Here is a 14069-nt window from a genome sequence, read left to right on the forward strand (position 1 = left end):
AATTGCAGTTGGATACTATTCTGTCTACAGAACTATATTACATATAAAACACGTTACTATTCTCATTAAAATAAAAGAATAGTAACGTGTTTTTTGATTTGAAAATAGCATAAATCCTATAGCTCATGAATATAGGAGTACTTCTAATTTGCCATTGATAAGTTACTGAAAACACTTTGTTTTAATGGAAGTGTCACTCTAAATGACAACATGAGATTTTCGGTATTTACCAGGTGTTTCATTGGTGAATTTTTTAAAAATTTTAGTGAAATAACTTTGATCGCTAAAATTTAGCGAAGCGCATATGTCTGATAAGGGATAGGTGGTGAAAGTTAATAATTTCTTTGCTTCTTCGATTCGTTCACGTTGAATGTACTCAATTAATGAAATACCGACTTCTTTTTTAAATAATATAGATAAATAATCTGAATTCACATTTGCAAATTTAGCAAGTTGTTTAACAGATATTGGATTGTAAATGTTTTTAAAAATGTAGTTTTTGCAAATAGCGATAGTCTGTGAATGTTGCTGTCTTTTTTGTGCCTTTACACGGTCTGCAAAGGTACAAAAAGCATTTTTTAATAAATCCCAAACAGATTCTTTGTCTTTTAAATCTTCTGTTCTTTGAATATGTAAATCATAAATTTTGTAAGCAATCCCAGATGGAAGTCCCCCTTTTATCGCATATCTAGTAGCGAGCGTGATGGATGAAATACAAATGTTTTTATGACGTCTTAATTGATGGAATGAAGATAAAGATGAAAGAGTCTCTTGTTGGAATTCGTAATAATATTTGAGTACGGTTTCTTTATCCCCGTTTTCTATAGAACCAAGTAGTTGCTGCTCTATATATAAATTATGATAAATGGATTCGTCTTTTTGCATTGAAATATATACATCTTCGTTTAAGATTCTGCTATGACTTATATGAAGTAAGTCACTGTTATTTGAAAATGTGCTTACATCTGAATTTTTTTTATAGAGAATGTTATAGAACAATATTGCTATATTTACAAAGAAATTTTGATCTTTGACTGACAATGAAAAATAATGGTCTCTTGTTCTTTTATAATTTGGAATGAAATTAAGGTTACTATCCGTTTTACTTGTAGAAAAATTTACATGTGCCAAGGGCCCAATAATAACAGTACCGTTCACCATATAATCGCTCTTTATGTGAATTAAAATGAAGTGCCCTAGATGTTCGTGAGTTCTGAAGATGGGGAAATTATATGTATCATTTCTCTGAAAAAGCACATGTAACTGCTCTATTTTTGATGTATACAACGAATGTGAATCACTTTTTGATGTGAATTCTAAAAGAATATTTTTGTTACAATCTAAAAAACAAACTGGAATTTCAAAAGATTGGAAAAACATATTGCAAATGTACTCTATCTCAACTAGACTGAGCTTTTTAGTCATATTCTTCCTCCTTACAGTTATGCGTAATAGTTAAATAAACATATATTCCTTTTTTCATAAGTAGAAACGGAAAACATTTATTAATAAAAAATATAAATAAAAGTTATAAACTTCTAAGAATAATACCATAATTTAACATGAATAGCACATATTATTTGAATATACAGGTAATAGTTTTGGACAGTAGCATAAAATATGAATCGTCACATTTATTTGTTGGTTATTACTTATATGTATTAAAAAATGATTAAGATTGGATTTTAAATAGGGATAGGAAGTGAGAAATTAATAGATTGACAGTAAGTGACTAGTCGAAAATAGCAGTGAAAGCTATTATGTAACAAATGGAATGATTCTAGAAGTAGGGATATAAGTGTAATTTAGGGGGGGAAATTACATATATCATGTGGAGAGAAAACGTAATAATAGAAGATAAGAAAAGTGAATAAGTGATTGTAAACAATGGATTATTGGACGACTATGTTTTATGTTATTCGTTTAAATCTGATACTTGGCACACTATTGCTTTTAAGAAGGTAATAGTAATAAAGAGATTTTTAAAATGATAGAAGTAGTAAAGGGGATAAGAGAAATGAAAAAAATATTTAGTGTGCTTTTAGTGTTATTCTTAACATTTTCTACATGGTCTAGTGTATTAGTAAAGGCAGATTCACCATCTAAAGGTACTTTAACGATTCATAAGTATGAACAAGAAAAAGATGGAGCGCAGGGGCTAGAAGGTGACGGTTCTGCAAATCAAGAGGTGCCAAAAGATGCGAAACCATTAAAAGGTGTAACGTTTGAAGTGAAAAGGGTTGCATCGTTTGAAAAAATTTCAAACGATGGGAAAATCGTAAAAGAAGATGTGAAACCTGTAATGGGAGCAACTCCAACGCAAGTAGTAACAGATGATAACGGACAAGCTGTATTAAAAGATCTTCCGCTAGGACGTTATGAGGTGAAAGAAGTGGCAGGACCTCCACATGTTAATCTAAATCCCAATACGTATACAGTGGATATCCCATTAACGAATAAAGAGGGTAAGGTGCTAAACTATGATGTTCACATGTATCCTAAAAATGAGGTTAAACGTGGTGCAGTGGATTTAATAAAAACTGGTGTAAATGAAAAAGCATTAGCAGGTGCAGTATTCTCTTTATTTAAAAAAGACGGTACAGAAGTGAAAAAAGAGTTAGTAACAGATGCTAATGGTCATATTCGCGTGCAAGGATTGGTGTATGGAGAATACTATTTCCAAGAAACAAAAGCTCCGAAAGGCTATGTAATAGATCCAACTAAACGTGAGTTTTTTGTTAAGAACTCCGGAACAATTAATGAAGAGGGAACTATTACTTCTGGTACAGTAGTTAAATTAGAAGTGAAAAACTATGAAGAACCAATAATTGATAAAAAGATTAACGGAAAATTGGAAGCGTTACCAATCAATCCGTTAACTAATTATAATTATGATATTAAAACATTAATTCCAGAAGACATTAAGGAATACAAAAAATATGTGGTAACAGATACTTTGGATAATCGTTTAGCGATTCAAGGAAAGCCAATCGTGAAAATTGATGGAGCAGAAGTAAATACAAGCATTGTAGAGGTAGCTATAGAAGGTCAAAAAGTAACAGCTACAGTAAAAGATTTCACAAAATTAGATGGTAAAAACGAATTTCATTTGCAAATTAAATCTCAAGTAAAAGAAGGAGTACCATCTGGTTCGGAAATTTTAAATACAGCAAAAATTGATTTTACAAATAAAAATGATGTAATTGGAGAAAAGGAATCTAAACCTGTAGTTGTTGTTCCGACAACTGGAATAATTGAGTTAACAAAAATTGATGGTGCTAATAAGAATAAATTAAAAGGTGCAGAGTTTGTACTTAAAGATAAAAATGGAAAAATAGTTGTTGTAGCAGGAAAAGAAGTAACAGGTGTATCAGATGAAAATGGTGTTATTAAATGGTCTAACATTCCATATGGAGACTATCAAATTTTTGAAACGAAAGCACCAACATATACAAAAGAAGATGGTACAAAAGCTTCTTATCAATTATTAAAAGATCCCATTGATGTAAAGATTAGCGAAAATAATCAAACGGTTAAATTAACGATTGAAAATAATAAAAGTGGATGGGTTCTTCCGGTAACGGGTGGCATAGGAACGACTCTTTTTACTGTAATAGGCCTTACGTTAATGGTTACAGCGGCATTTGTTTTCTTTAGAAAAAAGTTTGCTAATAATTAAGATTTTAGGAACATGTAACTATGGGAAAAGGGGAGAAGCAAAATGCTTCCCTCTTTTCGATATTTAAGCATATACAGAGGTGGAAATATGAAACGAAATCTTGTTTTGGGAGGTATTTTTTTATTTGGATTAGGTGTTTTTTTATATCCTACTATTAGTAATTGGTTGGCGACTCGTGCACATTATTCTGAGATTAGCTCTTACGATAAGAAGATCAAAGCGCTACAAAAGAAAGAAGTCGAACGTAGGGAAAAAGAAGCAGCCGAATATAATAAACAAGTTCACACTTCCACGAAAACATTTACTGATCCATTTTCTGAAAAAAAAAGTAATCATCAAGCATATGCTGATGCGTTAAATTTAGGAGATGTAATGGGGTATATTGAAATATCGAAAATCAATATAAAACTGCCAATCTATCAAGGGACATCTGAGGAAGTATTGAGCCGCGGGATAGGTCATTTAGATTTTTCTTCGCTCCCGATAGGTGGAGAAAATACGCACACTATTTTAACAGGGCATCGTGGTTTACCATCAGCAAAATTATTTACAGATTTAGATAAGTTGAGTGAAGGAGATCTTTTTTATATTCATTCTTTAGACAAAGTTCTTGCTTATAAAGTAGATCAAATTAAAGTAGTGTTACCACACGAAACGGACGATCTACAAATTGTAGAAAATAAAGATTATACAACTTTAATTACGTGTACGCCTTATGGAGTAAACACCAATAGATTGCTAGTTCGAGGTGTGCGTGTGGAGTTAAACGAGAAAGAAAAACAAAAAGTGAGTACAGAGATATTTATATTTAATAAGTGGACTGTAATAGTTCCAATCCTATTGTTATGTGTGTTTCTAGTCGTAATTTATAAGAAAAGGTTAACTCGATAGAATGTATTTATTTATCCTGCATTAATGGGAAGTGGGAACGGAAATTCAGAGATAAGTAAAGAAAGTATATAAAGGATGAAGTAAATCCTCATTGGTGAATATGTCATTTTATTCGACTATAGAAAAAATACGGTAAAGGTGGGAACAAAGGAATTGAGGCTACGATTAAAGCTGGTAAGTATTCATTTTATTGTTTTGTTAATGTTAAGTGTAAGTTTTGTCGTATATGTACCAAAAGAAGCATATGGATCCACGACAAACCTAGAAAGTCTAGGTGATATATCGCGTTATAATGCTGTTGTCTTTGGTAACCATAAAGCAATAGGTGGTGACATTGAAGGAGCAATCGCAGTTCAAGGTGATATGGAAGCATCGGGGTATACGATTGTAGGTGCTGCAGCGGGAACATCTAATATAGTAGGTGAAAAATGGGTTGATGAGGGATATCCGTCCTTGTTATTGTCTGGAAAATTTAAGAAATCAAGAGAAGAATCTTTTATCATTCAAAACGGAATAGTCGTAATGACAAAAGAGAGTGATCCAGATCGCATCATACAATCTTCTTATGATCATATCGTATATAAAGAAAAACTAGAAATTGACGCGAAATTTAATGAATTTCGCAATATAGTGAACCAAGTCAGTAAAAATGCTGGTCAATATAAAACGAATACCCCAATTCCAAATATGAGTTATGGAATCGGAAAAGATATAAACAATTCTAATATTTATGTTTCATCAGAATTGACAGGGAAAATCAATTTAGATATAAGAGATGTATTTTTACCGAGTGCTAAGGACAAAGATTTTATTGTTATGTATTCGGATGCAACAGAGGTTACATTTAAAAATGGGTCTATTCTATATGACACGAACAATATTGGAAGGGCTACAGATATAGTTCCTACATCACAACCATATTCTCCTAATTCCCCGTTTACTGAGCTATATGGGAAAGTGATTTGGGTTTTTCCAAATGCGAAAAAAATTATAACAGAGGGATATGGTGTCGTTGGTAGTGTGTTTGCCCCCAATGCTGTATTAGAAACAAAAGGCGGTTCGATTAATGGACAAGCATTTGTCGGTGCGGTACAACAAACTGGTGGATTTGAATTTCACAATTTCAAATTTAACTGGCAACATTGGAACAAGCCTAGTACAGGAAAAATAAAAATAAAAAAGGTTGATAGTAATAATGTTAATAAAAAATTGGTCGGAGCAAAGTTTCATATAGAAGATTCAAATAAAAAAGTAGTTGGAGAACTAGTAACAAATGAAGAAGGAGAAGCGATATCAAAAGACTTACCAATAGGAAACTATACCCTTGTAGAAATAGAAGCGCCAAAAGACTATGAATTATTAAAAGATAAAATAGCTGTAAAAGTAGAAAAAGATGCAGTAGTAGAAATTAAAATAGGAAATAAGAAATTGCCAGATCCAATGGGGAAAATAAAGCTTGTGAAAGTAGACATAAGTGATAAAAATAAAAAGCTAGCAGGGGCAAAGTTTCATATAGAAGATTCAAAAGGAAAAATAGTTGGAGAACTAGTAACAAATGAAGAAGGAGAAGTAGTATCAAAAGACTTACCAAAAGGAAACTATACCTTAGTGGAAGTAGAAGCACCTAAAGGTTACGAATTATTAAAAGAAAAAATAACTGTAAAAGTAGAAAAAGATGCAGTAATAGAAATTAAAATAGGAAATAAGAAATTACCAGATCCGACTGGACAATTTGAAATTGAGAAAGTTGATGATAAGGATATCAATTTAAAACTACAAGGCGCTATATTTCAAGTCTTAGATAAAGAGGGTAAAGAAGTGGCTAGATTAACAACGGATGAAAAAGGAAAGGTGATTTCCAGTCAATTAGTACTTGGAAAATATACGATAAAAGAAATAAAAGCGCCAAACGGATATATGTTACTTAGGGATCCAATAGAAATAGAAATTACAGAAGCAGTAAAGACACAAAAAATAACAGTGAAAAATGCGAAGAATAATTGGGTAATTCCTAATACTGGTGGGAGCGGAACAACAATTTTTTACGTAATTGGTATTATGCTAATGTTTGCTGTGCTATATTTCTGTAAGAAAAATCGTATATTATGAACTAATTTTATAGAGTTAGACAAATCGTTGCGTTAGAGAGTTTTTAGGACATGAGTTCGGTATTGTACTGGACTCATGGTACTAAATTTGTTAAAGGAGGAAGGATAATAGTAAACATAGAATATATTAATGAATTAAAATATTTAAGAGGTGAACATGGTGGCAATAAAACAAGACGAAATTAAAGTAGTTGTCGGAGCTGGAGTGTTTAATAATAATCCAGGTTGGATTCAAACGCAAGAAGATGAACTTAACTTACTAGATAAAGCTACGTGGGAAGAAAGATTTGAATACAACTCTATTTCAGCTATTTTAGCTGAGCATGTATGGGAACACCTTACTTTTGAAGAAGGTGTAAGAGCAGCTGAAATTTGTTATGAATTTTTAAAACCATCTGGTCATATTCGGTGCGGAGTCCCTGATGCATTCTTTCAGGATGAGGCATATCAAAATATAGTTCAAATAGGGGGACCCGGTCCGAAAGATCATCCAGCAGCAAGTCATAAAATCGTTCATAATTATATAACATTAACGAAAATGTTTGAAACTGCTGGATTCGAGGTAGTTTTACTTGAATATTGTGATGAACATGGTCGGTTTTATTACAACGAATGGGATGCAAACGACGGTGTTATTTTCCGTTCGAAAAGGTATGATTCTAGAAATAAAGGCGATAAACTTGGTTTTCCATCGCTAATTGTCGATGCGATTAAGCGTTAATCATACAATAAAACAGGAGTTAATCCTATGATTTCATAAGTCGCAAATGCGGCTTTTTTATTTGTACGTAAATCTATATTTAATTTTCAATATTATATAACTCGATTTAGAAAATATTTAAGTTTTTCTCAGCACCATTCACTTTAAATTAACACTTCGTTGTCATAAATATTTATTTTATATTTATATTCGTGTAAAATGAAGTGAGAACATACATTCTATATAAGGAGGCAATCAAAATGATAGCTGAAATTGGGAAACTAACTGATGGATATATTGTAAAATTTGAACGCGAATGTCCATATACGGTAGAGGAAGTTTGGTCTGTATTAACAGAAAACAGTAAGCTGAAAAAATGGATGTCCAATTTACAGATTGAAAGCCTTAAAACTGGTGGAATAATAAAGTTCGACATGATGGACGGTTCATTCATAAACATTGATATTTTAGAATGTCAACTAAACTCAGTACTTGAATTTACTTGGGATAAAGACCGTGTTCGATTTGAAATACATAAAGAGGAGAATGGTACTTTGTTACTTCTTAAAGAGTACATTCATGAATTAACAGATCATACACCGAGAGATGTAGCTGGTTGGCATATTTGTTTAAATCTTTTTTCTTTCGTTTTAAAAGGAGAAGAGAAAGAATTTTCTAAAGATGAATGGCAACAGTGGTTTGAAATATACAAGGATAAGATTCATGAAGTGAGAGGATAATTGCATAATAGGTGATATTCATTATGTAATTATTATATTTTAAAAATGCTTTTGTGAATAAATAAGAATAGAGGTTAATATGAAAGTAAATCAATTAATTGCTAATAACATAAATAAATTAGATGCAACTATACCGTTTAATAAATCGTTTGGAATTGCTGGTTTATCTGGATCGGGTAAAACAACTTTTTGCCAAACAATTGGTGAAGAATCAAAAAAACGATTAGTTTCTTTATTACCAAAGGCTGAATATCAATATTTATTTCCTAACATTATGGAAACAAATTTTAGTGCCATTAAGATGGAAGAAATGCCTTTAGTACTTTTTCTAGGAAAATCATCGATTTCGTCTAATCCTCGTTCAACGATTGGTACTCATACTGGTGTTTTTACAGAGGTTCGGGAAAAACTTGCTGAAGTTTTTAATCTTTCTCCAGAGGTCTTTTCATTTAATAATCAATTAGGCTGGTGTACTGGTTGTAAAGGCCGTGGTACTACAAAAAATGTTGAGTGTAAAAAATGTAAGGGAAAACGTTATAGTGAAGAAATTGAACAATATGAAATTGATTTGTTGGACAAGCCACATTCAATCTCAAATATTAATGATTTAAGTATTGAATCTATTCTTTCACTAGCAAAAGAATTAAATATTAGTGAAGAAAAACAGCATATACTGCAAAATATTATTAATATGAACATTGGTTATTTAACATTAAATCGAATTATGGGTACGTTGTCAGGTGGAGAGTTAACACGACTTTATTTGGCTGAATTCATGGCAGTAAGTGAAAATGCTGTAATTATTATTGATGAGATTTCAGTTGGACTTGATCATGAAACATTATTGAAAATTTTGGAAGAGATTAAACGATTAGGGTGTAAAAATCAAATTTGGCTTATTGATCATTCAGATACGGTACTAGATACAACTGATGAGCAATTGTTCTTTGGACCTGGTAGCGGAAAATATGGCGGGAAAATTGTGAAAGAATCACCAAGACCAAAGTCAATACTGTGGGATCGAAATAAAGAAATACCAACAGAATATTATACATTCTATGATTTATATTGCCGTAATATCCAAATGGAGGAGTTTCAAATTCCTAAAAACAGGCTTGTAACGGTTACAGGAGAATCAGGATGTGGGAAATCTACACTTGTCAATGAATGTCTAGCTACAGATTTCTTGAAAAGATATCCAAAAGATAAATTAGTTATGGTGGGACAAGACCGAAATCAATCAATTACAAGTCGATCAACTGTAGCAACTTTCCTAGATATTAAAAAGAAACTAACAAAGTATAGTGAAGACATTGATGATATTTTTGAGCGCTCGATTGAGGATATTATTGATGAACTTCCAAATGAAGATATCGCTTATAAACGTTTGAGCCTACTAATTAAATTAGGACTTGGCTATTTAACATTAGAGAGAAAAACACAAACATTATCGACAGGTGAGTTTCAATGTGTTCATTTAGTTTCGGAATTATTTGCAAACACTAGAAATCCACATACATTATTCATTTTTGATGAGCCTTCAAAAGGTTTATCACAAAATATTTTAAATCAATTTATCGATAGTATTAGAGGTATTCTGCAAGATGAATCAGTTTCTATCATTATGATTGAGCATAATCGTTACATGTTAGAAAGCTCTGATTATATAGTTGATTTTGGAAAAAGGCAGAATGAATCTGTAGAGCATTTGGATGTTGTTAATCATGAGGATTACTATCGTCAAAAAAGTAATGTGAATAGCACAGAGAAAATAAACATCTCTTCAATGCTTAAGCAGAAAAAAGGAGTTCACTATTTAGAAGGGAATCATATTAACTATTTTAAAAATGCCGAAAACGTTTATAAGGGCGGTATTTTAAAAAGTTTATCATCAATGGCTAGGTTAATTTATGGTGAATATGAATCTGATACAATCGCACCTGTTGTTGCTATTGATCTTGAAAGACATTTATATAGTCAATATAGTTTCTTATATGAGATTGGTGGATTAATTAATCATATTGTAGCTGCTCATCCAATTAATAAAGATACGAGAAGTTTTGATTTCTATTCACAGGACAATCATTGTCCATCTTGTTCTGGACGTCTTCAAATTGAAGTTTTTGATAAAGATATTGCCATTCAAGATAAAAGTGTTCCATTTTGGGATGGGCTATTCGATCCAGAAATCATGAAGGTATTAAAATTTTATCAGCATGAAAAAATAGAATTTCTATTCGAAGAAATAAAAAATGAGCTTGGTCACGATTTGTCAAAGAGCTATAATGATATGTCAGAAGAAGAAAAGCATACGTTTTGGTACGGATATTTTGAGAAATCATTTTATGATAAAAAAGGAAAGACACGCAGAACATGGGTAGGGTTTAATACAATTATTGGTGGATATATTGTTATTTCAAAAGCACCTATTAAAGAAGAAATTAAAAGTTCAAAAAAAATGATGAAATGTCCAATTTGTGAGGGGACGGTTTTAAATCATCATAAACCACTTAAATTTGATAACGTAGATATTCGTGAAATAATCAATCAGCCTATTAATGAAGTATTGAAAACAGTTGGTGATTTACCGGCACTTGTTAAATTGAAGTCTATTGTCGGTGGCGAAATGGTATTGACGGAAGATGTTTCTTTATTGTCAAGAAAAGCACAAGTCGCACTGAAGATGTTTGAATTAGAACAAGCAAGCTTTTCAAACTATGAAATGGTGTTACAAAATGTCTTACCATTCTGGGGCGAAATAAAAGGAAATATCGAATCCATTAGTGTTAATAATCAGGTAACTGTTTGTGATTTCCCTAATGTTTATGAAACGAGAGAAAACATTATAGATAAGTATTTCACAAATGGTAAATATAAAAAACTTACGTATGTATACGAAGCATTTGGATACAAAAAATTAGTTACCCAAATTAATAAAATTAAAAAAAGTAATCCATGTCCATTTTGTAAAGGTAAGAAAGTGATAACCGAAGATAATCTACATGATGGTGTCTTTAAACTAACAATTCCATGTGTAACTTGTAATGCAAGTGGTATTAATGACGAAGGGTTAAAAGAAGTTGTCGAGGGCGTGGATGTACAAACGTGGTTAACTGGAAAAGTAAGTGATGTTGTGAATGAAAGATTATTAACAGAAGCTGTTGGGCAAATACCAATTTTTAATCGTATTCGTGAGTTGAATAAACGAGATATGATGGCGGTTTATGAATGTCTTGAGAGTAATCAGTAAATTTTATTAGTTTATGTGTTATTAGCATAAATTAATAAAACATATATTCTTTATAATGTATATATTAGCGCAGTATGACTAATACAAGGTAATGAAAGAAGATCCAATTTCTTAATATCAAAATTAAGAAATTGGATCTTTTAGTATTTTTATGTCTCCATAAAATATTTTTCAATAAGAAAAGAAGTAATATGGAAGGAGAGATAAAAAACTAATAGTGATAAACGATTAATATATTATGTAATTATTATATTATAAAATCTAAAATTAAGGTTGAAAACGGTTCGTAAGTGATATATTTTGTTTATTAATCTATTTTGCGTTGTCTGATTTTTTGAATTTAACAGAAATATATACTTGAATGAAGTATATATTTCTGTTAAATTTATCCTATGGATAGAACAAGTTTAATTAAAGGTCATTTAGAAATGTGTGTATTATCTATTTTGTCGAAAAAGAAAAGTTATGGTTATGAGATTATGAAAGAACTTGAAATAAACAATTTAAAATTGAAAGGAGTAGGAAGTATTTATCCTATTTTAACTAAGTTGAAAAATCAAGAGTGGGTTAATACTTATCAAGAGGTAACAGACAGTGGTAAAGTAAGGATTTATTATGAAATTAATGAAAATGGGAAAATACGTCTTGAGAAGAAAATTAATGAGTGGTTAGAATTGCAATTGGACATTCAAACATTATTAAAAAGCGGTTTGAAAGGAGACCTTCTGAAATGAGGAATAAATTGATAGGTAAAGAAAAGCAATTTTTAAGAGACGTACTTAAGGAATTAAAGCAATACGATATTAGTTTAGAAGAAAGGGAAAATATTAAGCGACAAATATTAGAACATATTCAAGAGTGTCGTGAACATGGTGAAGACAGTATAGATGATTTAGGTACACCTCAATTATTTGTTAAAGATTTTATAGAAATAAATGAAATTGATTTACAAGTTAAAATGAAACAACTTCAAAATGAAAAAGGAAAATTCAACACATTTATCTTACGTGGCATATTCATCGCATTTATTACTTACCTCATCTCGCAAACTACATTTTCAATATTTTTAACTGAATCATTTAATTCAACTAATAGCAAAAATACATTTAATTATAATATTTTATATCGCATATCAGAGAATCAATGGTGGAACGTTTTATTAATAATGATTAGCTTTATGCTCTCTGTAGTAGTGTTTATTAGCTTAGTAAGTTATAAAAAAAGAAAGCTATCTAAAGTATAATGAAGAAAACTATCTATAAACTATTTCAAATCTATATTCTTTGTAATGTAATAGTATTATGTATCATTCATCCAAAATCATATGCTCAGCAAGATATTAAAGCTACTTTAGATAAGTATATTGAAAAATTTATAAAAGAACAGAATATTCCAGGGGCTGCTGTTGCAATTGTACATAATAAAGATGTATTCTTCACTAAAACGTGGGGGATTACTGGGGAATCTGAAAAAAAAATAACTAGTAAAACACCATTTGCAATCGGATCAATAAGCAAATCTTTAACAGCTTTAGCTATAGTGAAATTAATAGAAGACAAAAAGATAAAATTAGAGGATTCAGTTCAACAACATCTTCCTTGGTTTAAACTAAAAGATTCTCAAATATCCTCATCTATAACAATCCAACACCTTTTAACTCATACAAGCGGAATAAACACATATGAAGGCTTATTAATATCAGATAAGCAATCCAAAAGTTCTACAGCATTAAAAGAAAATGTAATGAGACTTTCAAATGTAAAATTAACTGCTCTACCAGGAGAAAAATATCAATATAGTAATGCGAATTATATTGTTTTAGGTGCACTTATTGAGGAAATTACAAATGATACATATTCCTCATATATGGAAAAACATGTTTTTCAGCTATTAAATATGAATGGTGCGGCAGCAAGTAAAGAAACTGCATATGAAAAAGGCTATTTAACAGGTTATCAGTCATGGTTTGGCATACCAAGAAAAAGTGTAGTGTCCTATGATAATGCCGGGGCACCGTATGGTTATATTACCGCAAATTTGGAAGATATGATTCAATTTATTATGTTTTTGAATCGACAAGAAGATACTCAATTTTTAAAGAAAGAAAACATCGACCTTTATCTTACACCACTTTATAACATAAATTCAGAAAAAAGCTATGGTTTTGGATTAAGAACAACAAGTATAAATGAAAGCGAAACGATGATTTGGCATTCAGGATCAACGCCCGATGCTCGTACAGAAATATTTACTTTAAATAAAAGTGGCTGGGGTGGTGTGATTTTAACAAATAAAAATCATGTATTAGAAGAACCAGCACTTTCAGTATTAAAAAAGGGGATTATTAATATTTTGAATGAAGAAGAACCGGTTGATCCCCATAAAAGCATACCATTTACACAAATTGTTATGTCTACAGTTATACTCGCGCTTTTCATTTCATCAATTATGTTAATTAAAAAATATAAACATAAGAAAACTGTAAAAAAATTAACTTGGTTATTCGTAGGGACTCTATTCCTACTATTATCTATTATTTTCATCCCACTTCTTACTTATTGTACAAGCTCACCATGGCGTACGATAAAAATATTTGCGGCAGATGTAGGTTTACTTACAAGTATTATAGTAATTTTATTAGCTGTGAACGGATTATTATCAATCTTTATAGGTATAAGACGGTATAAGGATAAATAATTAA

Annotated in this window: 10 protein-coding genes; 9 read left to right on the forward strand and 1 reads right to left on the reverse strand. The window is 30.9% G+C overall.

Annotation, left to right across the window (positions count from 1 at the left end; all coding sequences use genetic code 11):
• Positions 1-198: 198 nt before the first annotated feature.
• Complete coding sequence (locus AC3EMB_RS12545) at positions 199-1425, reverse strand: helix-turn-helix domain-containing protein (RefSeq protein WP_142340470.1); 1227 nt, start codon at positions 1423-1425, stop codon at positions 199-201.
• 592 nt (positions 1426-2017) lie between these two features.
• On the opposite strand from AC3EMB_RS12545, the gene AC3EMB_RS12550 reads away from it, so the two are divergent.
• The 9 genes from AC3EMB_RS12550 (at position 2018) to AC3EMB_RS12590 (ending at position 14065) form a co-directional block, all read left to right on the forward strand.
• Positions 2018-3679: a SpaA isopeptide-forming pilin-related protein gene (locus tag AC3EMB_RS12550; RefSeq protein ID WP_488517719.1), complete on the forward strand. Its 1662-nt coding sequence runs from the start codon at positions 2018-2020 to the stop codon at positions 3677-3679.
• Positions 3680-3766: 87 nt separating this feature from the next.
• The gene (locus tag AC3EMB_RS12555; RefSeq protein WP_075719284.1) at positions 3767-4570 is read left to right on the forward strand and encodes a class C sortase; all 804 of its coding nucleotides are present in this window, start codon (positions 3767-3769) and stop codon (positions 4568-4570) included.
• Between the two features lie 153 nt (positions 4571-4723).
• Positions 4724-6679: an MSCRAMM family protein gene (locus AC3EMB_RS12560; RefSeq protein ID WP_488517720.1), complete on the forward strand. Its 1956-nt coding sequence runs from the start codon at positions 4724-4726 to the stop codon at positions 6677-6679.
• A gap of 156 nt (positions 6680-6835) precedes the next feature.
• Positions 6836-7399 (forward strand): class I SAM-dependent methyltransferase, encoded by a 564-nt coding sequence (locus tag AC3EMB_RS12565; RefSeq protein ID WP_141544789.1) that lies wholly within the window; start codon positions 6836-6838, stop codon positions 7397-7399.
• 239 nt (positions 7400-7638) lie between these two features.
• Positions 7639-8118 carry an SRPBCC family protein gene (locus AC3EMB_RS12570; protein ID WP_098678504.1) on the forward strand — a complete coding sequence of 160 codons (480 nt, stop codon included), beginning with the start codon at positions 7639-7641 and terminating at the stop codon, positions 8116-8118.
• 79 nt (positions 8119-8197) lie between these two features.
• A complete protein-coding gene (locus AC3EMB_RS12575) occupies positions 8198-11368 on the forward strand; it encodes an ATP-binding cassette domain-containing protein (RefSeq protein WP_488517721.1) in 3171 nt (1056 codons plus the stop codon).
• A gap of 392 nt (positions 11369-11760) precedes the next feature.
• Entirely contained in the window at positions 11761-12102 is a 342-nt protein-coding gene (locus AC3EMB_RS12580) for a PadR family transcriptional regulator (RefSeq protein WP_000376286.1), read from the forward strand.
• Positions 12099-12611 carry a DUF1700 domain-containing protein gene (locus AC3EMB_RS12585; protein WP_001244707.1) on the forward strand — a complete coding sequence of 171 codons (513 nt, stop codon included), beginning with the start codon at positions 12099-12101 and terminating at the stop codon, positions 12609-12611. Before AC3EMB_RS12580 ends, AC3EMB_RS12585 begins: the two co-directional genes overlap by 4 nt.
• The gene (locus AC3EMB_RS12590) at positions 12611-14065 is read left to right on the forward strand and encodes a serine hydrolase domain-containing protein (protein ID WP_488517722.1); all 1455 of its coding nucleotides are present in this window, start codon (positions 12611-12613) and stop codon (positions 14063-14065) included. Before AC3EMB_RS12585 ends, AC3EMB_RS12590 begins: the two co-directional genes overlap by 1 nt.
• Positions 14066-14069: the final 4 nt, after the last annotated feature.

Source organism: Bacillus sp. LQ16 (assembly GCF_057784645.1).

Bases quoted from the DNA above. Each gene is read 5' to 3' on its own strand.
- AC3EMB_RS12555 (WP_075719284.1), top strand. From the start codon at position 3,767: ATGAAACGAAATCTTGTTTTGGGAGGTATTTTTTTATTTGGATTAGGT.
- AC3EMB_RS12565 (WP_141544789.1), top strand. From the start codon at position 6,836: ATGGTGGCAATAAAACAAGACGAAATTAAAGTAGTTGTCGGAGCTGGA.
- AC3EMB_RS12580 (WP_000376286.1), top strand. From the start codon at position 11,761: ATGGATAGAACAAGTTTAATTAAAGGTCATTTAGAAATGTGTGTATTA.
- AC3EMB_RS12545 (WP_142340470.1), bottom strand. From the start codon at position 1,425: ATGACTAAAAAGCTCAGTCTAGTTGAGATAGAGTACATTTGCAATATG.
- AC3EMB_RS12570 (WP_098678504.1), top strand. From the start codon at position 7,639: ATGATAGCTGAAATTGGGAAACTAACTGATGGATATATTGTAAAATTT.
- AC3EMB_RS12575 (WP_488517721.1), top strand. From the start codon at position 8,198: ATGAAAGTAAATCAATTAATTGCTAATAACATAAATAAATTAGATGCA.
- AC3EMB_RS12590 (WP_488517722.1), top strand. From the start codon at position 12,611: ATGAAGAAAACTATCTATAAACTATTTCAAATCTATATTCTTTGTAAT.
- AC3EMB_RS12585 (WP_001244707.1), top strand. From the start codon at position 12,099: ATGAGGAATAAATTGATAGGTAAAGAAAAGCAATTTTTAAGAGACGTA.
- AC3EMB_RS12550 (WP_488517719.1), top strand. From the start codon at position 2,018: ATGAAAAAAATATTTAGTGTGCTTTTAGTGTTATTCTTAACATTTTCT.